This is a genomic window from Micromonospora sp. M71_S20 (assembly GCF_003664255.1).
Lineage (GTDB): Bacteria > Actinomycetota > Actinomycetes > Mycobacteriales > Micromonosporaceae > Micromonospora.
In genome coordinates this window covers 512,070-529,721 of the sequence record NZ_RCCV01000003.1, presented here as the reverse complement: position 1 = coordinate 529,721, position 17,652 = coordinate 512,070, and the positions used below count along the sequence as shown (strand labels likewise).

Annotated in this window: 18 protein-coding genes; 1 reads left to right on the top strand and 17 read right to left on the bottom strand. The window is 74.5% G+C overall.

Annotation, left to right across the window (positions count from 1 at the left end; translation table 11 throughout):
* Positions 1 to 84 precede the first annotated feature (84 nt).
* The gene (locus tag DER29_RS27630; RefSeq protein ID WP_121400570.1) at positions 85 to 789 is read left to right on the top strand and encodes an LON peptidase substrate-binding domain-containing protein; all 705 of its coding nucleotides are present in this window, start codon (positions 85 to 87) and stop codon (positions 787 to 789) included.
* Here the strand turns inward: DER29_RS27630 and DER29_RS27625 are convergent.
* The 17 genes from DER29_RS27625 to DER29_RS27545 all read right to left on the bottom strand — a co-directional run bounded on the left by DER29_RS27625 (position 704) and on the right by DER29_RS27545 (position 17,629).
* Positions 704 to 1,651: a DUF2567 domain-containing protein gene (locus DER29_RS27625; protein WP_370040683.1), complete on the bottom strand. Its 948-nt coding sequence runs from the start codon at positions 1,649 to 1,651 to the stop codon at positions 704 to 706. The two genes, DER29_RS27630 and DER29_RS27625, sit on opposite strands and share 86 nt — an antisense overlap.
* Positions 1,652 to 1,707: 56 nt before the next feature.
* A complete protein-coding gene (locus DER29_RS27620) occupies positions 1,708 to 3,402 on the bottom strand; it encodes an AAA family ATPase (protein WP_199729570.1) in 1,695 nt (564 codons plus the stop codon).
* 290 nt (positions 3,403 to 3,692) lie between these two features.
* Positions 3,693 to 4,637 (bottom strand): RluA family pseudouridine synthase, encoded by a 945-nt coding sequence (locus tag DER29_RS27615; protein WP_121400568.1) that lies wholly within the window; start codon positions 4,635 to 4,637, stop codon positions 3,693 to 3,695.
* Positions 4,634 to 5,269 carry a signal peptidase II gene (gene lspA / locus DER29_RS27610; protein WP_121400567.1) on the bottom strand — a complete coding sequence of 212 codons (636 nt, stop codon included), beginning with the start codon at positions 5,267 to 5,269 and terminating at the stop codon, positions 4,634 to 4,636. Before lspA ends, DER29_RS27615 begins: the two co-directional genes overlap by 4 nt.
* Before the next feature lie 66 nt (positions 5,270 to 5,335).
* Positions 5,336 to 5,755 carry a TraR/DksA C4-type zinc finger protein gene (locus DER29_RS27605; protein ID WP_121400566.1) on the bottom strand — a complete coding sequence of 140 codons (420 nt, stop codon included), beginning with the start codon at positions 5,753 to 5,755 and terminating at the stop codon, positions 5,336 to 5,338.
* Between the two features lie 223 nt (positions 5,756 to 5,978).
* Positions 5,979 to 7,478: a potassium/proton antiporter gene (locus DER29_RS27600; protein ID WP_121400922.1), complete on the bottom strand. Its 1,500-nt coding sequence runs from the start codon at positions 7,476 to 7,478 to the stop codon at positions 5,979 to 5,981.
* A gap of 22 nt (positions 7,479 to 7,500) precedes the next feature.
* The gene (locus DER29_RS27595; protein ID WP_121400565.1) at positions 7,501 to 7,800 is read right to left on the bottom strand and encodes a DUF167 domain-containing protein; all 300 of its coding nucleotides are present in this window, start codon (positions 7,798 to 7,800) and stop codon (positions 7,501 to 7,503) included.
* Positions 7,801 to 7,818: 18 nt separating this feature from the next.
* Complete coding sequence (locus DER29_RS27590) at positions 7,819 to 8,439, bottom strand: hypothetical protein (protein WP_121400564.1); 621 nt, start codon at positions 8,437 to 8,439, stop codon at positions 7,819 to 7,821.
* A gap of 76 nt (positions 8,440 to 8,515) precedes the next feature.
* The gene (locus DER29_RS27585; protein ID WP_121400563.1) at positions 8,516 to 9,328 is read right to left on the bottom strand and encodes a DivIVA domain-containing protein; all 813 of its coding nucleotides are present in this window, start codon (positions 9,326 to 9,328) and stop codon (positions 8,516 to 8,518) included.
* A 44-nt stretch (positions 9,329 to 9,372) separates the two neighbouring features.
* Entirely contained in the window at positions 9,373 to 9,678 is a 306-nt protein-coding gene (locus DER29_RS27580; RefSeq protein ID WP_088999245.1) for a YggT family protein, read from the bottom strand.
* A gap of 30 nt (positions 9,679 to 9,708) precedes the next feature.
* A complete protein-coding gene (locus tag DER29_RS27575) occupies positions 9,709 to 10,404 on the bottom strand; it encodes a cell division protein SepF (RefSeq protein WP_121400562.1) in 696 nt (231 codons plus the stop codon).
* A gap of 191 nt (positions 10,405 to 10,595) precedes the next feature.
* Positions 10,596 to 11,342, bottom strand: coding sequence for a YggS family pyridoxal phosphate-dependent enzyme (locus DER29_RS27570; RefSeq protein WP_121400561.1), 747 nt, complete (start codon positions 11,340 to 11,342; stop codon positions 10,596 to 10,598).
* A 9-nt stretch (positions 11,343 to 11,351) separates the two neighbouring features.
* On the bottom strand, positions 11,352 to 12,467 hold the full coding sequence (gene ftsZ / locus DER29_RS27565; RefSeq protein ID WP_121400560.1) for a cell division protein FtsZ: 1,116 nt from the start codon (positions 12,465 to 12,467) through the stop codon (positions 11,352 to 11,354).
* A gap of 246 nt (positions 12,468 to 12,713) precedes the next feature.
* Positions 12,714 to 13,529, bottom strand: a complete 816-nt coding sequence (locus tag DER29_RS27560; RefSeq protein WP_121400559.1) for a cell division protein FtsQ/DivIB — start codon at positions 13,527 to 13,529, stop codon at positions 12,714 to 12,716.
* Positions 13,526 to 15,079 (bottom strand): UDP-N-acetylmuramate--L-alanine ligase, encoded by a 1,554-nt coding sequence (gene murC, locus DER29_RS27555; protein ID WP_121400558.1) that lies wholly within the window; start codon positions 15,077 to 15,079, stop codon positions 13,526 to 13,528. The genes DER29_RS27560 and murC overlap by 4 nt, the downstream gene beginning before the upstream one ends.
* 31 nt (positions 15,080 to 15,110) lie before the next feature.
* Positions 15,111 to 16,217 carry an undecaprenyldiphospho-muramoylpentapeptide beta-N-acetylglucosaminyltransferase gene (gene murG / locus DER29_RS27550; protein WP_121400557.1) on the bottom strand — a complete coding sequence of 369 codons (1,107 nt, stop codon included), beginning with the start codon at positions 16,215 to 16,217 and terminating at the stop codon, positions 15,111 to 15,113.
* Positions 16,217 to 17,629, bottom strand: coding sequence for an FtsW/RodA/SpoVE family cell cycle protein (locus tag DER29_RS27545; RefSeq protein ID WP_121400921.1), 1,413 nt, complete (start codon positions 17,627 to 17,629; stop codon positions 16,217 to 16,219). Before DER29_RS27545 ends, murG begins: the two co-directional genes overlap by 1 nt.
* Between the last annotated feature and the right edge of the window lie 23 nt (positions 17,630 to 17,652).

Below are 17,652 nucleotides of genomic sequence, written 5' to 3'. Positions count from 1 at the left end.
CCCGGACGGCGACCGGCGCCGCCCGTACGCCGGGACGGTGAGCCGGGCCACGCCGCCGCGCCGGGATCGGGCTACGCTCGACGCGTGACTGCGCGGCTGCCGGTGTTTCCGCTCGGAATGGTCCTCTTCCCCGGTCTGGTGCTGCCGCTGCACATATTCGAGGAGCGCTACCGCGCCCTGGTCCGGCACCTGGTCGCGCTGCCCGAGGACGCCCCGCGCGAGTTCGGCGTGGTGGCCATCCGGGCCGGCTGGGAGGTCGCCCCCACCGGGCCGGACGGCCGGCCGCTGCCCGGTGGCGGCGACGTCACCCTGCACGAGGTGGGCTGCACCGCCGAGCTGCGGCAGGTCACCGAGCGTCCCGACGGTGGCTTCGACATCGTCACGGTGGGCAAGCGCAGGTTCCGCGTCGCCGACGTCGACCGGGACACCGAGCCCTACCTCACCGCCGACGTGGAGTGGCTGCCCGAGCCGGGCGGGCCCGACGAGGTCGCCGACCTGCTCGCCGCACGGGTGATCTCGGTCTTCCGGCAGTACCTGGGCCTGATCCGCGCCGATCCCGAGGAGCTGTCCGAGCAGCTGCCGGAGGACCCGACGGTGCTGTCGCACCTGGTGGCCGCGACAGCCGTGCTGACCGTGGCCGACCGGCAGCGGCTGCTCGCCATCGACGACACCGCCGCCCGGCTGCGCGCCGAGTTGCGCCTGCTCAACCGTGAGGCGGCGCTGCTGCGCCAGGTGCGGGCGGTTCCGGTGCCGCTGACGGAGCTGGCGTCCCCGCCGACTCCCAACTGAGCCCGGGCACGCCGGGCTCGCGCTCCGGGCGCAGCGACGGCCAGCGGGACCAGCCGGCCAGCAGGGTGTACGTCACGGCCGCGCCGAACGCGGGCAGCAGCAGGTTGCCGTGCGGCACCGGCAGCACGCCGAGCACCCACTCGATCCCGCCGGCCCGCAGGTCGGCCGGCTTCTCGAAGGCCTGCCCGACGGGCGCGCCCTCCAGCAGCCGCTCGTAGTCGGCCAGCCCCGTCCGCCGGCCGACCTGCCAGGCGACCAGCGCCGCGCCGAAGGCGCCGAACACGGCGGCGAGCAGCCCGACCGGTCCCCGTACCCGGCGCAGCAGGAACCACAGCGCGAGCGCGGCGAGCACCCCGAAGCCCAGCCCCAGCAGGCTGAACCAGCCGTCGGCGGCGATCGGCTGCTCCGGCTGCGGCTCGGCGTAGATCGCCCCGTCGGCGACCTTGAGCACCGGCGTGTCGGGCGCGAGCGCGGCCCAGAGCAGGCCGAGCGGCACCCCGAGCACGCTCAACGCGAGCACCGCCAGCAGGGCGAGCCGCACCGCCCGCCCGCGCGGCAGGTCCGGCTCCGCCGGTGGCGCAAGCGGGTAGCCGGCGGCGTACTCCAGGCCGGTCCCGCCGGGGATGTACTCCACCGTCCCGCCGTGCGGCGGAACTCCGGTCGTGGCATGCGGCGCGACGCCGGTCGTGGTGTGTGGTGGGAGGCCGGTCGTGGCGTCGTGCGGCGGGGCGGGCTCCCCGGCGGCGTACGGGTCGGCGGGGCCGACGCGCGCCGGCGGGTCGGATGCCGCCCAGGCGGCCGGTGCCCCCGGCTCGTCGGGCCGGCGGCCGGGCCGGTCGGGTTCGGGGGTGTCCGCGCTCACCCGGTGATCCTCTCAGGCCCGCAGGCGGCGTGGGCGGTCGGTGGCGGCACACCCGCTCACCGGGCGAACGGCTCCAGCATCACCGAGGCGGCCTTCAGCCACGCCTGCCGGGTCTCCTGCTGGAGCTGGTGGTACTCGATCGAGGAGCCGGTCTCCAGCGCCGGGTCGTACGGCACCACGGCGACGGCCCGGGTGCGGGTGGCGAAGTGCCGCTCCAGGTCGTCCTGCAACGGCGAGCGGCCCGGGGTGGGGCAGGAGATCAGGGTGACCGCGTTGTCGGCCAGCTCCCCCATCCCCACCTCGTGCAGCAGGTCCAGCATCCAGTCGGCGCTGAACGCCGCGTCCTCCCGGGGCACGGTGGTCACCACGAGCTGGTCCGCCGCCTGCATGATGGTCCGCCAGTTGGCGCTCTCCACGTTGTTGCCCGTGTCCACGCAGACCACGTCGTGGGTGCGCCGCAGCAGCTCCAGCACCCGCCGGACGGTGAACTGGTCGAGCCGCTGGGCGAACCGCGGGCTCTCCTCGCCGGCCAGCACGTCGTACGAGCCGTCGGAGGCGTGCCGCAGGTAGTCGTCCAGGTGCTCCAGCAGCTCGGGGCCCTCCTTGATCTCGACGTGCGCGAGATCGCTGACCAGGTGCCGGATGGTCCGGGCGTGCCGGGCGCTGCCGGCGCGCAGCCCGAGCGTGCCGCGCAGCTCGTTGTCGTCCCAGGCCAGCACGCCCCGCCCGCGTACGCTGCCGACGGTCGCCGCGGCCAGCACGGTGGCGGTGGTCTTGTGCACGCCGCCCTTCGGGTTGGCGAACGCGAGCACCCGAGGGGTGCCCAGGTCGCGGCGGAGCACCCCGGCGGCCCGCTCCAGCTCGTTCTCCGCGCCGCGTGGGCGCCACTCGACGCGCGCCGGGTAGCCCCGCTCGGCGGCCACCGGCGCGGCGGGCGGCGGCACCACCGGCGGCGGCGCGGCGGGCGGCGGCACCACGGCCGGGGCCGGCGGGGGCGGGGCCTGGTGGACGCGCTGGGAGCGATAGCCGTTGTCGAGCACCGCGTACCGGGACTCGACCGGGGGCGGCTCGTGCCGGTAGCCGTTGTCCAGCACCGCGTAGCGCGACTCGGTCGGCCCCGGGCCCCGGCGCGGCTCGGTCTCGATGCGCGGCGGCGGAGGCTGGGCCGGCACGCGGTACGCCGGCTCGGCCGGATGCCCCGGCTCCGCCCGGTACGACGGCTCGACCGGATCCGAACGGTACGACGGTCCGACCGGGTCCGAACGGTACGACGGCTCGACCGGATCCGACCGGTAGGTGGGCTCGATCGGGTCCGAACGGTACGACGGTTCGACCGGATCCGACCGGTAGGACGGCTCGACCGGGTACTCCGGCTCCACCCGGTAGGCGGGGTCGAGCGGGTCCGCCCGGTAGGCCGGCTCCACGCGGTAGGTGGCCTCGGCCCGGTAGCCCGCGTCGACCGGGCGACCGTACTCCGCGCCGTACGGCGGTGGGCCGGGCTCCGGCGCGTACGGCTCGGGGGCCCGCCCGATGGCCGGCACCCGCGCGGCATAGCCGTTGCCCGAGGAGCGGCGGGGCAGCGGCTCCGGCGGGAGGGGCGGCGGATCGGCGTGTCGGTCGGCCTCGGCCTGCTCAGCCGTGCGGCTGCCGTGCCGGGCCCGGTCGAGCAGCGCCCGCCACCGCGGTGCTGGTTCGGCCGGCCGCCCCCAGCCGGTCTCGCTGCCCTCCACGGCTCGCCCTCCCAGCGCCATCGATGCCCGTCTGACAGGCTACGAACGAAACCCTATTCGGACCACACCCGTCTACGCACCTTCGGTTCGTCCTCCCGTCACGGCACGGGCCCTGCTACGCCGCCGACGCCGGCGTCGGGGGAGGTCGACAGGGCCGCCGGCGGCGACCCGCCGCAGGTCGGTCCGGCCGACCCCGGTGAAGGTTCCGTCACGCCCGGTGCGGGTTCCGACGTTTCGCCCACCGTCGGTTCCGGGGCACCGGGGCGCATGGGCGGGATCCCCTCGTCGGATCGTCACGGGCGGGACGACGCTCAGTCGCGGAGGATCTCGAGCGCGCGGTCCAGGTCGTCAGGGTAGTCGCTGACGAAGCGCACCTCGTCCCCCGTGCGGGGGTGCAGGAAGCTCAGCGACCGGGCGTGCAGCCACTGTCTGGTCAGCCCGAGCCGGGCGGACAGGGTCGGGTCGGCGCCGTACGTGAGGTCGCCCACGCACGGGTGCCGCAGCGTGGAGAAGTGCACCCGGATCTGGTGGGTACGCCCGGTCTCCAGCCGGACGTCGACCAGGCTCGCCGCCGGGAACGCCTCCACCGTGTCGTAGTGGGTGATGCTCGGCTTGCCGCCGGAGACCACCGCCCAGCGGTAGTCGTGGGTGGGGTGCCGGTCGATCGGGGCGTCGACGGTGCCGCGCAGCGGGTCGAGATGCCCCTGCACCACCGCGTGGTAGCGCTTCTCCACCTCGCGGTACTTGAACGCCCGCTTCAACGCGGTGTACGCCTGCTCGCTCTTGGCCACCACCATGATGCCCGTGGTGCCCACGTCGAGCCGGTGCACCACGCCCTGCCGCTCGGCGGCGCCGCTGGTCGAGATGCGGTGCCCGATGGCGGCCAGCGCGCCGATCACCGTCGGGCCGGTCCAGCCGGGGCTCGGGTGGGCCGCGACACCGACCGGCTTGTCCACCACCACGATGTCGTCGTCGGCGTAGACCACCCGCAGGCCCGGCACCGCCTGCGGCACCACGGTGGGCGGGGCGACCGGCGCGGGCAGGGTCACCTCCAGCCAGGAGCCGGCCTTCACCCGGTGGGAGTTCGGCCGGGCGACCCCGTCGACCAGCGCGTCGCCGGCGTCGACCAGGGCCGCGGCGGCGGTGCGGGACAGCCCGAACAGCCGCGACACGGCCTGGTCGAGCCGCGAGCCGTCGAGGCCGTCGGGGACGGGCAGGGAACGGTGGTCGCCGCCGGCGGCGAAGGCGGCGGTCATGCCCGCTCCCGCTGCCCGGCGTCGGCCTGGGCCGCCGCCTCGTCGGTGGGCTCGCCGTGACCGATCCGGCTGCCGTCGCGCTGCCGGCCGGTCAGCTCCAGCGCCAGGGCGAGCAGCACGCCGCAGACCAGGGCGCTGTCGGCCAGGTTGAACACCGGGAACACCCGGCCGTACGGGGCGAAGACGCTGACCATGTCCACCACGTGCCCCACGAACCAGCCCGGGGCGCGGAAGACCCGGTCGGTGAAGTTGCCCAGCGCCCCGCCCAGCACCAGGCCCAGCGAGATCGCCCAGGGCAGCGAGCGCAGGCGCAGCGCCATCCAGACGATCCAACCGACCACCCCGAGGGTGATCAGCGGGAAGACCCAGGTGTGGTCGGCGCCGATGCTCCACGCCGCGCCGCTGTTGCGGGTGAGGCTGAGGTAGACCGCGCCGCCGAGCAGCCGGACCGGCTCGCGGTCCTCCAGGGCGCCCAGGGCGAGGTGCTTGGTCGCCGCGTCGGCGGCGAGCACGGTGAGCGCGATGCCGAACAGGATGGCGGCGGCCCGGCGGTGGGGCGTGCCGGCCCTCGGCTCGGCGCTGTCGGCACCCGGCTCAGCGTTGCCGGGACCGGCGGGCGGTGCTTCGGACATCTGCTCCCCATCGACGCTCGCGGCGGCGCTCGCGCGCCGCCTCCCATGGCCGCCGGGGAGCGGGCCTCAGCGCCGCTCCTCCAGCTGCTTGCACGTCACGCAGAGGGTGGCCGACGGGAAGGCGGCGAGCCGCTCCACCGGAATGGGGTTGCCGCACCGCTCGCACCAGCCGTAGCCACCCTCGTCGAGCCGCTCCAGCGCCCGCTCGACCTGCGTGATCCGTTCCAGGATGCTGTTGGCGAGTGAGATCTCCTGCTCACGCTCGAACGTCTTGGTCCCGGTGTCGGCCTGGTCGTCCCCGGCCGAGTCGGTCAGCCGGTCGCGCTGCAGCTCGGTGATCTCGCTCAGCGTCCGATCGTACTCGGCGCGCAACTCGTCACGCCGCGCCGCCAGGGCCGCCCGGATCTTCTCGGTCTCCGCAGCGCTGCGGGTGGCCTTCGCCACCGGCTTCCGGCCGGCGGTCCTGGTGTCGGCTGGCTTCGCCATCGTCGCTCCCTCGGCCGCGGAACCGCGGCGTTCCGCGGCACCTGGACAGGGGCCGCCGGCATCGGCGCCCCCAGGTACAAAAGGGGCGCGCGGCGACGGGGCCGCGCACTCCGGAGATTCGCAAGAATACGGAACGTACAGGCGCACGACAACGTGCCGCTCCGACGCACCGAACGTTCGGCCCCTAGTCATCCCTAACTGGGGCAAAAGGAACGCTAGCAGATCACGCGTCGGGACCCTGGCCGTACTCGCCAAACCAGCGGGCCAGCCGACCCCGCCGGCTGACCGCCCGCAGCCGCCGCTCCGTCTCGTCGCGCACCCCGGCCGTCGCCACGATCAACATGCTGTCGCCGGTCTTGAGGCGGAAGTCCGGGCCGGGCACGACGCCCGCCCCGTCGCGCAGCACCAGCGTCACCGAGGCGCCCGGCGGCAGGCGCAACTCGTCGACGTGCACCCCGGCCAGCCGGGAACCCGGCGGCACCTCCAGCTGGAGCAGGTCCGCGCCCATCCGCTCCAGCGGCGCCGTCTCCACCCGGATCTCGGTCGCCTCGGCCGGCGCGGTCACCCGCAGCCGGCGGGCCACCGGCCCCAGCGTCCCGGTCTGCAACAGCGTGAAGATCACCACCAGTACGAAGACCGAGTCGAAGAGCCGGTCGGCGCCCGGCACCCGCTCCGACAGCGGGATGGTGGCGAGCACGATGGGCACCGCCCCGCGCAGCCCCGCCCAGGACAGGAACGCCTGCTCGCGCATGTCGAACCGGAACGGCAGTGCGGACGCCGCCACCGACAGCGGCCGGGCCAGCAGCACGAGCGCCAGCCCGGCGACCACGGCCGGCAGCACCGCCGAGCCGAGCCGGCCCGGCGAGACGAGCAGCCCGAGCAGCACGAAGAGCCCGATCTGGGCCAGCCACGCGAGGCCGTCGGCGAAGCCGAGGATCGCCTGCCGGTGCGGCAGCCGGGCGTTGCCGAGGATCACCCCCGCCACGTAGACGGCGAGGAAGCCCGAGGCGTGCAGCACCGCGCCGGCGGCGTAGGCGAACACGGTCAGCCCGACCGCCGCGATCGGGTAGAGCCCCGCCGACGGCAGCGCCGCCCGGCGCAGCGCCCACCGCCCGCCGACGCCGGCCGCGAAGCCGACCGCCGCACCGGCGCCCAACTCGTAGCTGACCAGCGAGATCTCGTACCACCACGGGTGGGTGACCCCCTCCCGGGACAGCAGCACCACCAGCAGCACGACCGGGGCGTCGTTCATCCCCGACTCCGCCTCCAGGGTGGCCGTCAGGCGGGGCGGCAGCCGCAGCCGGCGCAGCGTGGCGAAGACCGCCGCCGCGTCGGTGGAGGAGAGCACCGCGCCGTAGAGCAGGGCCAGCCGCCAGTCCAGTCCCAGCAGCAGGTGCACGACGAGGCCGACCACCAGGATGCTGACCACCACGCCGACCGTGGAGAGCAGGGCGGCCAGCCCGAGCACCGGACGCAGGGCGCTCCACCGGGCGGTCAGCCCGCCCTCGGCGATGATCACGATGAGCGCGCAGAAGCCCAGGGTCCGGGTCAGCTCGACGTCGTCGAAGCGGATGCCCAGCCCCGTCTCCCCGATCGCCACCCCGAGCGCCAGGTAGGCCAGGAGGCTCGGCACGCCGAGCCGGGTGGAGAGCCGGACCGCGCCGACCGCGACCAGCAGGACACCCGCGCCGAGCAGGAGCGCGAGATCCAGCCCCGGCGTCACCGCCGCCCGGCCCCGGCGTCGGTCACCCGGCGGCCCCGTCACGCAGCCGGCGCAGCACCTCCGTCAGCTCCGGGGCGGGGCCTTCGACCTGGAAGAGCTTGTCGCGGCTGGCCGCGCCGGCCCGCAACGACACCACGGCCGGCCGTACGCCCAGCGCGCCGGCCAGCGCCCGCCGGGCCGCCTCGGTGGCCCGCCCGTCCACGGCCGGGGCGTGCACCGCGATCACCAGGGCCGGCCCGTGCGGCCCGTCGAAGCGGCCGCCGACACGGGCCCGGGCGGAGCCGGGCTTCACCCGGACCGCGACGGTCAGCGTGGCGTCCATCGGGAAGCGTCCCGCCGCTCAGATCCGGCCGGCGTCGGCGAGCAGGGCGGTGTCGGGTGCGCAGCGGGCGCACGGGGTGAAGCCGAGGTCGACGGCCTCGGCGACCGGAAGCGGCTCGTGCTCCCGCCCCACCAGGTACGCGCAGTCGGCCAGGTGGTAGCGGGGCCGACCGTCGACCACCCGCACCTCGGCGGCGAGGCGGGCCACCCGGGCGGCCTCGACCGGCGTGACGTCCTGCGCGGGCGGCTCGTCGTCGTACGGCACGGCGGGGCCGGCCCCGGGCGCGGCGGCCGGGACGGCGCCGTCGGTCACCGGCGGCTCGGGCGGTTGCCGCCACCCGGTGCCGTCGGCGTCGACCGTGGAAGGAACGTGCTGGACGGGGATCTCCGGCTCCACCGGCGGCCCGCCGGCGAAGGCCGACCCGGCCGGGCGGGTCGCCCGACGGGGCCGCCAGACCGGCCGGCCCGGATCCGCCGCCGCCCGGCCCGCGGCCGCCTGGCGGGCGCCCGCGACCAGCGCGACGGCGGCCAGCAGGCTGGCCGCGATGGAGATGGTCAGGAGAACGCTGGAGCCACCGGCCAGGCCGAGCACCAGCAGCACCACCGCGACGAGGATGAGCAGGAGACTGGCGACTATCACGGCTCACCCCCGCCGCGTCGTGCTGATGAGGCGAGGTCGGCGACCGTCATCGTGACGACGGTCGCCGACCGATGGTTCAGCGACCGGTCTCGAGAGCGCCGGAGCGACCGCCGCCGCCGTAGGAGCCGGCGAGCCCGGCGGTGGCCAGCCCGTTGCCGCCGCTGGCGGCCCGGGTGCCCTCACCACCACGGGTCATCTCGACCTCCAGGCCCTGGCCGCGGCCGTCGAGGTCACGCAGCTGGCTCTCCAGGTAGGCCTTGAGCCGGGTGCGGTATTCGCGCTCGAACTGCTTGAGCTCCTCGATGTGCTTCTGCAGGGCCGTGCGCTTGGCGTCCAGGCCGCCCATGGCCTCCTGGTGCCGCTGGCGGGCGTCGCGCTCCAGGGCGTCGGCCTTGGCGCGGGCCTCGCGGGTGACCTCCTCGGCCTTGGAACGGGCCTCGGAGAGCAGCTGGTCGGCCTCGCGACGGGCGTCGGAGACGTGGTCGTCGGCGGTCCGCTGCGCCATCATCAGCACCCGCAGCGCCTGCTGCTCGCCGTCGGCGCCGCCGACGGCCGGGCCACCGGCGGAACGGACCTGCTCCAGCTCGGCCTGCATCGCGCGGGCGGCCTGCTCGGCCGCCGCCTTGTCGCGCTGCACCCGGTCGAGCTGGGCCTTGACGTCGTTGAGCTCCGCCGCGAGACGGGCGTCGCCACCGGGGCCGGCGGGGGCGCCACCGCGGCCGCCGCGCTCCACCTGGGCGCGCAGCTCGTTGTTCTCCTCGATGAGACGGGCAAGCTCGCGCTCGACCTCGTCCAGGAAAGCGTCGACCTCCTCCTCGTCGTAGCCCCGCTTGCCGATCGGCGGCTTTTTGAAGGCGACGTTGTGGACGTCGGCCGGGGTCAGCGGCATCGAAACTCCTCGGGTCAGTTGCGGCCGCGAAAGCGCGTCGGTCATCAGACGGTGCCGATGATCGACCGCCTCAACACGAACTCCATCAGCACGAACAGGATAACCAGGAGCACAAGTGAGGCCAGGTCGATGCTCACGGTACCAATTCGCAACGGAGGGATCACACGCCTCAACGCGTTGAGAGGGGGATCAGTGACGCTCCACACGATTTCCAGCCCCACCGATGCCCCACGCCCCGGCTGCCAGCGACGGCCGTACTGCAGGACGGCGCTCAGGACGAACCGGGCCAGCAGGACGAGCAGGAAGAAGTAGAGCACCAGGTACAGCACTTGCAGCACGATCGACAACACGGCAGGCGACGTCCCTCGGGTCGGGCGGGGCTAGCTCAGGCTGAAGAAGCCGCCCTCGGCGATCTTGGCCTTGTCCTCCGCGGTGACCTGGACATTGGCCGGTGAGAGCAGGAACACCCGATTGGTCACGCGCTCGATCGTACCCCGCAGCCCGAACGCGAGGCCGGCGGCGAAGTCCACAAGTCGGCGCGCGTCGGCCTCGTCCATCTCGGTGAGGTTGATGATCACCGGAACGTTGTCGCGGAAGTGCTCACCGATGGTGCGCGCCTCGCGGTACGTGGTGGGGTGCAGCGTGGTGATCTGGTAGCGCTGCTCCTCCTCGGCGACCACCGCGCGCTCCCGGGGCTGCGCCTGCGGCGCCAGGGCCAGGTTGTCGCGGGTGTGGTAGGTCAGCGCGCCCGAGGTCTCACCGGCCGACGGGCGGGTGATGGAGCGGACGCTGGACCGCTCGACCCGCTCCGCCCGGTCGCTGTCACCCCGCTCGGCGTCGGCCGCCCGAGCGGCGGCGCGCTCGGAGAGCCGGCCACGGTCGCTCAGCCGGGACCGGGGCGCCGGCGGCTCCTCGGAGTCGTCCTCGTCGTCGTCGGCGAACTCCTCCGAGTACCGGCTCTGCCGGTAACGCGAATCGCGGTAGCCACCCTTGTCGTAGCCACCGTCGTCGTAGGCCCGCTCGTCGTCCTCTTCGACCAGACCGAGCCAGACCCCCGCCTTGCGCAGTGCACCCATCCCGCGCCCTTCCCGTCCGCCGTGCGGCACGCGCCCCCGTACCGTGTCGCTTGTCGCGAGTGGACCACTCTTGCCCACCGGAGCGGATCGGCAATCCCCTGGCACGCGATTCGCGTCGCGTGCCACGACCCCCGACAACGGGACGCCGCTCCCCCAAACAACACAGATGTAATTTGCTTCCCGCGGTCAGGCTACCGCAGCGTGGGACGCATTCCGAGCAACGCGCTGCCGACGCGGACATGTGTCGCGCCGTACCGGATCGCGATTTCCAGGTCGCCGCTCATCCCGGCGGAGAGCGCGGCTGCTCCCGGGTGGACCGTCCGGAACCCGGCGGCCACCTCGGCCAGCCGGGCGAACGCCCGCTCCGGCTCCCAGCCCAGCGGCGCCACCGCCATCAGGCCGGCCAGCCGCAGCGCCTCCGCGCCGGCCACCGCCTCGGCCACCGCGCCGAGCCCGGCGCCCGGGTCGGCCGAGTCCGGCAGCGCCCCGCCCCGGGCCGCGTCACCGTCGATGCTCACCTGGACCAGCACGTCCAGCGGCCGGTCCCGCGCCGTCGACGACGCCGCGTCCAGCGCCCGCGCCAGCCGGACACTGTCGACCGAGTGCACGACGTCGGCGTAGCGGACCACCGACCGGGCCTTGTTGCGCTGCAACTGCCCGATGAAGTGCCACCGCGCAGTCACCCCCGCCGCGGCCACCTCGGCCGACTTGGCGGACGCCTCCTGGTCGCGGTTCTCCCCCATGTCGACGACGCCGAGCCCGGCCAGGGCCACCACGTCCCCGGCCGGGTAGGTCTTGGTCACCGCGATCATGGTGACCTCGGAGTCGTCCCGTCCCGCGGCGGCACAGGCGTCCGCGATCCGGGACCGTACGCGGCCCAGGCCGGCCGCGATCTCGGCGCGCCGGTCCGGGCGCACCGTGGCTGGGCTGTCGGTCATCGGCGGTACTCAGGAACCGTTCTTGAGGAAGTCGGGCACGTCGACGTCGTCGAAGAGCACCCGGCGGGGCGACTGCTGCGGGGCCGGCATGGTGGCCGGCGGCGCGACCGGGGTGCTCGGCTGCGTCGGCTGGTTCTGGTTGCTCTTGCGGGGCGGCTCTGCCGCCTTGTACGCCGGCGCGCCGCCGTCGAAGCCCGCCGCGATGACGGTGACCCGCACCTCGTCGCCGAGGGCGTCGTCGATGACGGCGCCGAAGATGATGTTGGCATCGGGGTGGGCAGCGTCGGTGACGAGCTGGGCCGCGTCGTTGATCTCGAACAGGCCCAGGTCCGAGCCGCCGGCGATGGAGAGCAGCACGCCGCGCGCGCCGTCCATGCTCTGCTCCAGCAGCGGGCTGGAGATGGCCGCCTCGGCCGCCTCGACGGCGCGGTTCTCACCACGCGCGCTGCCGATGCCCATGAGCGCGCTGCCCGCGCCGCTCATCACGCTCTTCACGTCGGCGAAGTCAAGGTTGATCAGACCCGGGGTGGTGATCAGGTCGGTGATGCCCTGGACACCGGAGAGCAGCACCTGGTCGGCGGTGCGGAACGCGTCCATCATGCTGATGTTGCGGTCGCCGAGCGCCAGCAGCCGGTCGTTGGGGATGACGATCAGCGTGTCGCACTGGTTGCGCAGCTCGTCTATTCCGGACTCCGCCTGCACCTGGCGGCGCTTGCCCTCGAACGAGAACGGCCGGGTGACCACGCCGATCGTCAGCGCGCCGAGCTTGCGGGCGATGTTCGCCACCACGGGCGCCCCGCCGGTGCCGGTGCCGCCGCCCTCGCCGCAGGTCACGAAGACCATGTCGGCGCCCTTGAGCACCTCCTCGATCTCGTCGCGGTGGTCCTCGGCGGCGTTCTTGCCGACGTCGGGGTTGGCCCCGGCGCCGAGCCCACGGGTCAGCTCACGGCCGACGTCGAGCTTCACGTCGGCGTCGCTCATGAGCAGCGCCTGCGCGTCGGTGTTGATCGCGATGAACTCGACGCCCTTGAGCCCAACCTCGATCATCCGGTTGACGGCGTTGACGCCGCCGCCACCGATGCCGACGACCTTGATGACCGCCAGGTAGTTGTGCGGAGGTGTCATCTCCGGTCCTTTCCCTTCGAGATTGGCATGGGCCGACCGGGTAAGGCCTGGCCAGACCAGCGGCCGACGACAGCTGTCACCAGTGAGGATCAGGATTAAACCCTCACCCTCTACTAGAGGCTTACAGTTATGTCAACCACTGATCCCCTTCGGGGCAACGTAAGCGCCCTCACGCGATGAGCCAAGGACCCGCTCGGCGTGTCGCCGCCGGAGCGGGACGGGTCACGTCGCGGGCGGAGCCACCGGTCACCGCAGGGTCACCACGTCCGGAGCGCTGACGTCGATGGTGTCGGCCTTCCGGTCGAGCAGGGCGCTGGCCACCCGGGCCTTGTCCGCGCCCCGGGTCGCGTCCCCCCAGACCACCACCCGGTCGCCGCGCAGCCGCAACGTGATCCGGGCCAGCCCCTCGACGGTCACGTCCACCAGCTCGGCGCGTAGCTGCGGGGTGAGCGCGCCGAGCACCTCCAGCGCCGCCCGGGTCGACCCGTCGTCCGGGCCCGGCTCGGCGAGCCGGACCACCGGCAGGCCGTCCGGTGGCCGTGGCACGGTCCGGAAGACCACGCCCGCGCGGTCGATCACCACGAACTGCTCCCCGCGCGGCACCGCCGCCGCGCCGGTGCGCTCGGTCACCCGGACCACCAGCGTGTCCGGCCAGTCCCGGGTCACCACCGCCCGCTGGACCGCCGGCAACCCGCCGACCCGCCGCGCGGTGGCGGCCAGGTCCACCCGCGCCAGCGGGGCGCCGTCGGGCACCGCGGCCGCGTCGCGGACCTGCACCGTCGTGACGAGCGCGGCGCCCTCGACGCGGACCTCACGCACCCCGAACAGGCCGGTGCCGAGCAGGGTCCAGGCGACCAGCCCGGCCACCGCGAGCACGCCCGCGGCGACCGCCCACGGCAGCGCCGCGCGCATCCGACGCTGCCGGGCCCGGGCCATGAACCGGCGGGTCGAGGCGGGGACCGCGTCGCTGCCGGCACGGACCAACTGCCACCGGCGCACCGGTCCGCGCCGGCCGCCACCGTCCGCGCCGGTGGTGCGCCCCCGCGCCGGACCGGGACTCATCCGGCCGCGGGCGCCGCGCCGTCCGGGACCGCGCCGCCGGCACCGCCGACGCCGGGGACGGTGCCGCCGATGGTCGTCGTCCCGCCCGCGTCGCCGCCGGGCGTCGTGCCCGCCGGCGCCGCCGGATCGGCCGTACGCGCCGAGAGCGCGGCCAGCAGCTGGTCCCCCATCAGCGAGATCGGGGGGGCGCCCATGGTCACCACGACGTCGCCGGGGCGGGCCCGCCGGGCCACCTCCACCGGCGCGGCCTCCCACGAGTCCACGAAGACCTTCCGCTCCGCCGGCAACGGCACCGCCTCGATCAGCGCCGCCGACCCCTCCCCCGGCTCGCGCAGCTCGCCCGGGCCGAAGACCTCCAGCAGCACCAGCTCGTCGGCGATGGCCAGCGACTCGGCGATCTCCGCCTGGAGGTCGCGGGTGCGGTAGAGCCGGTAGGGCTGGAAGACCACGATCACCCGGCCGTCCCCGGCCACCTCGCGCAGCGTCCGCAACGCCAGCGTCATCGAGGTCGGGTGGTAGGCGTACTCGTCGTAGACCAGCACGTCGTCCGCGAGGCCCTTGCGCTCGAAGCGCCGCCGCACGCCGGGGAACGCCGCGAGCGCGCCCTCCGCCGCCTCCAGCGGCAGGCCCAGCAGGTACGCGGTCAGCACGGCCGAGGCGCTGTTGAGTCCCATGTGCCGCCCGGGCACCGGCAGCCGGAACTCGCCGAGCGAGCGCCCGTCGATGCTCGCCAGGTAGCGCACCCCCCGGGCCGACGAGGCGATGTCGGTCAGCCGCAGGTCGGCGTCGGCCGCCTCGCCGTAGGTGTGCACCCGACGGCCCTCCGCGCGCAGCGTCTCGGCCAGCCGCCGCCCGCCCGGGTCGTCGGCGCAGGTGATGATGAAGCCGTCCGGGTCGGTGAGCCGGGCGAACTCGGCGAAGGCCGCCTCCAGCGTGGCGAGGTCACCGTAGGTGTTCAGGTGGTCGGCCTCGACGTTGGTGATGATCGACACGTACGGGCGGTAGATCAGGAAGGAGCGGTCGCTCTCGTCCGCCTCGACCACGAAGTGCTCGCCCGTGCCGTGGTGGGCGCCCGAGCCGACCTCGGAGATCTCCCCGCCGATGACGAAGGACGGGTCCTGCCCGGCCTGCTGGAGCACCATGGTGACCATCGAGGTGGTGGTGGTCTTGCCGTGGGTGCCCGCGACCGCCACCGTCCGGCGGCCCGTCATCGCGGCGGCCAGCGCCTCGGAGCGGTGCAGTACGCGCAGGCCGCGCCGGCGTGCCTCCACCATCTCCAGGTGGTCCTGCGGGATCGCCGAGGAGTAGACGACCGTGTCGACGCCGTCGAGGTTGGACGCCTCGTGGCTCATGTGGATCGTGCCGCCGAGGGCGCGCATGCCGGCCAGGCTGGGCCACTCCCGCAGCTCGCTGCCGGAGACGCGGATGCCGCGGGTGAGGAAGAGCCGGGCCAGCCCGCTCATGCCGACCCCGCCGACCCCGATCAGGTGGATCGTGCCCAGGTCCTCGGCGGTGAGCGTGCCGGCCGGGGTGAACTGTGCGGTGTTCATGCCGAGTACCTTCCCGTCGCGGTGCGTCGAGTCACCGTGCCACCGCCTCGTAGACGAAGTTGAGCAGCGCCTCGTCGCCGTCGCGGCGGCCGTACGCAGCGGCGGCGGCACCCATCGCGTGCAGCCGGTGCGGGTCGCGGATCAGCGGGATGACCGTCCGCTCGACCCAGTCGGGGGTCAGCTCGGCGTCGTCGACCAGCAGCCCGCCGCCGGCCTCCACCACGGGCAGCGCGTTGCGCTTCTGCTCCTGGTTGCTGTGCGGGTACGGCACGTAGATGGTGGGCAGCCCGATGGCGGCCACCTCCGCGCAGGTCATCGCCCCGCCCCGGCCGAGCATCAGGTCCGCCGCGGCGTAGCCGGCCTCCATCTCGGACAGGTACGGCAGCGTCACGTACGGCACCGGCAGGTCGGTCGGCACGGGCACCGGCTCGTTGCGGGCGCCGATCACGTGCAGCACCTGCACCCCGTTGCGGGCGAGTTCCTTGGCCGCGCCGGCCACGGCGAGGTTGATCGAACGGGCGCCCTGCGAGCCGCCGGCGACGAAGAGCACCGGCAGGTCGGGGCGGAGTCCGAAGTGGGCCCTGGCCGCGTTGCGCATGGCGAACCGGTCCAGCCCGGCGATGCCCCGGCGCAGCGGCACGCCGACGACCCGGGCGTCGCGCAGGGCCTCGGCCTGGGCGGGCTGGTGCGGGAAGCCGACCGCCACGTGGTTGGTGAACCGCATCCCCAGCCGGTTGGCCACCCCCGGCGGCACGTTCACCTCGTGGATCACGATCGGCAGCTCGCGGCGCCAGGCGGCGAGGTAGGCCGGCACGGAGACGTACCCGCCGAAGCCGACCACCACGTCGGCGCGCACCTCGTCGATGACCTTGCCCGCGGCGCGGGCCGCGGTCCACATCCGGCCGGGGGTCTTGACCAGGTTCATGTTCACCGACCGGGGCAGCTGGTAGGCCGGGATCTGGCGCAGGTCGTAGCCCTGGGGCGGGATCAGTTCGTTCTCCAGGCCCCTCGGTGTGCCCACGCAGGTGATCCGGACGCCGGGGTCGTGTCGGCGCAGGCAGTCGGCGAAGGCGAGCAACGGGTAGATGTGCCCCCCGGTGCCACCTCCCGCGAGCACCACCGAACGCAGCGGACCCATCAACGTCTCCTCTCGTCCGCCGACCCGCGGCGCGTCCGGTCCAGCCGGACGCCGCGCGGTGCGGCCACATCGTCCGGCCGCCGCTCCCGCGACCGGGGTACGGACCCTCGGGCAGCCGGGGGCGCCGCCGGACGGCGGCGCCGCCCGGGAAGCGGCGGCAACGGGGCCCAGAGTAGTCGGACCCATCGGGCCGGCGGACGGGCATGCAGCGCTCTGGCGGCGTCGGGTTCGGCACGGGCGAAGGAGGCGAGCATCCCGATGGCGGCGAGGGTGACGACCAGTGCGCTCCCGCCGTCGGAGATGAACGGCAGCGGCACACCGGTCAGCGGCAGCAGGCCGACCACCCCGCCGATGTTGATCACCGCCTGGCCGACCAGCCAGGTGGTCGCCGCCGCGGCGGCGAGCCGGCGGAACGGGTCCTCGACCCGACGGGCGATCCGCAGCCCCGTGTACGCCAGCACGGCGAAGAGCGCCACCACCACGACGCACCCGACGACGCCCAGCTCCTCGGCGACCACGGCGAAGATGAAGTCGTTCTCCGCCGCCGGCAGCCACTGCCACTTGGCGATGCTCTTGCCGAGGCCGACGCCGAACCACCCGCCGTTCTCGATCGCGTACCGGGCCTGGGCGATCTGGTAGCAGCCCGCGTCCTTGCACGCGTCGAGTGGGGGCGGGTCGATGAAGGAGGTCAGCCGGGCCAGCCGGTAGTTCTCCGCGCCCGTCTCGCCCGAGCCGGCGCCGAGCGAGGCCACCGCGACCAGCACGCCGATGCCGAGCAGGCCCACCGCGGAGAGCGCGGCGAAGACCCGCTTGCGCACCCCGGCCGCCCAGAGCAGCCCCACCACCAGGGCCAGCAGGCAGAGCATCGTGCCCAGGTCGTTGTAGCCGACGAGGACGAAGAGCAGGCCCACCACCGGGAAGAGCGGGGTGGCCAGCTCGCGCCACCAGCCCAGCGCGGCGCCCTTGCGGGCGATCACGTGGGCCCCCCAGAGCACCAGGGCGAACTTCGCGAACTCGGAGGGCTGCACCTGGATGCCGCCGACGAAGAGCCAGAGCAGCCGGGCCTCGACCGGGCCGATCTGAGCCGAGTCCTGCTTGGTCAGCCGGGCGTACACGAGCAACAGGTTGAGCACCAGCAGCAGGCCGATGGCGGTGAACAGCAGCGGCCGGCCCAGCGTCCGGTAGGTCGTCGCCGGCAGCCGCTGGCACGCCCAGAACGCGACGATGCCGATCACCGCGAAGATCGCCTGCTTGACCAGGGACGTCGAGGCGTTGCCGCTCTCCGCGTAGTCCCGGACGCTGGTCGCGGAGAAGACCATGGTCAGGCCGATCAGCAGCAGCAGGCCGGCGCTGGACAGCAGCAGGTAGTAGGAGGCCAGCGGCCGGTCCAGCAGCCCGCGCAGCGCGGCCAGCCCGCCCGCCGGGTCCAGCCCGC

What these genes read in the sequence shown, in the direction of transcription:
- DER29_RS27620 (WP_199729570.1), bottom strand. Translation starts at nt 3,402, where the DNA reads ATGGCGCTGGGAGGGCGAGCCGTGGAGGGCAGCGAGACCGGCTGGGGG.
- DER29_RS27615 (WP_121400568.1), bottom strand. Translation starts at nt 4,637, where the DNA reads ATGACCGCCGCCTTCGCCGCCGGCGGCGACCACCGTTCCCTGCCCGTC.
- lspA (WP_121400567.1), bottom strand. Translation starts at nt 5,269, where the DNA reads ATGTCCGAAGCACCGCCCGCCGGTCCCGGCAACGCTGAGCCGGGTGCC.
- DER29_RS27605 (WP_121400566.1), bottom strand. Translation starts at nt 5,755, where the DNA reads ATGGCGAAGCCAGCCGACACCAGGACCGCCGGCCGGAAGCCGGTGGCG.
- DER29_RS27595 (WP_121400565.1), bottom strand. Translation starts at nt 7,800, where the DNA reads ATGGACGCCACGCTGACCGTCGCGGTCCGGGTGAAGCCCGGCTCCGCC.
- DER29_RS27585 (WP_121400563.1), bottom strand. Translation starts at nt 9,328, where the DNA reads ATGCCGCTGACCCCGGCCGACGTCCACAACGTCGCCTTCAAAAAGCCG.
- DER29_RS27575 (WP_121400562.1), bottom strand. Translation starts at nt 10,404, where the DNA reads ATGGGTGCACTGCGCAAGGCGGGGGTCTGGCTCGGTCTGGTCGAAGAG.
- DER29_RS27570 (WP_121400561.1), bottom strand. Translation starts at nt 11,342, where the DNA reads ATGACCGACAGCCCAGCCACGGTGCGCCCGGACCGGCGCGCCGAGATC.
- ftsZ (WP_121400560.1), bottom strand. Translation starts at nt 12,467, where the DNA reads ATGACACCTCCGCACAACTACCTGGCGGTCATCAAGGTCGTCGGCATC.
- DER29_RS27560 (WP_121400559.1), bottom strand. Translation starts at nt 13,529, where the DNA reads ATGAGTCCCGGTCCGGCGCGGGGGCGCACCACCGGCGCGGACGGTGGC.
- murC (WP_121400558.1), bottom strand. Translation starts at nt 15,079, where the DNA reads ATGAACACCGCACAGTTCACCCCGGCCGGCACGCTCACCGCCGAGGAC.
- murG (WP_121400557.1), bottom strand. Translation starts at nt 16,217, where the DNA reads ATGGGTCCGCTGCGTTCGGTGGTGCTCGCGGGAGGTGGCACCGGGGGG.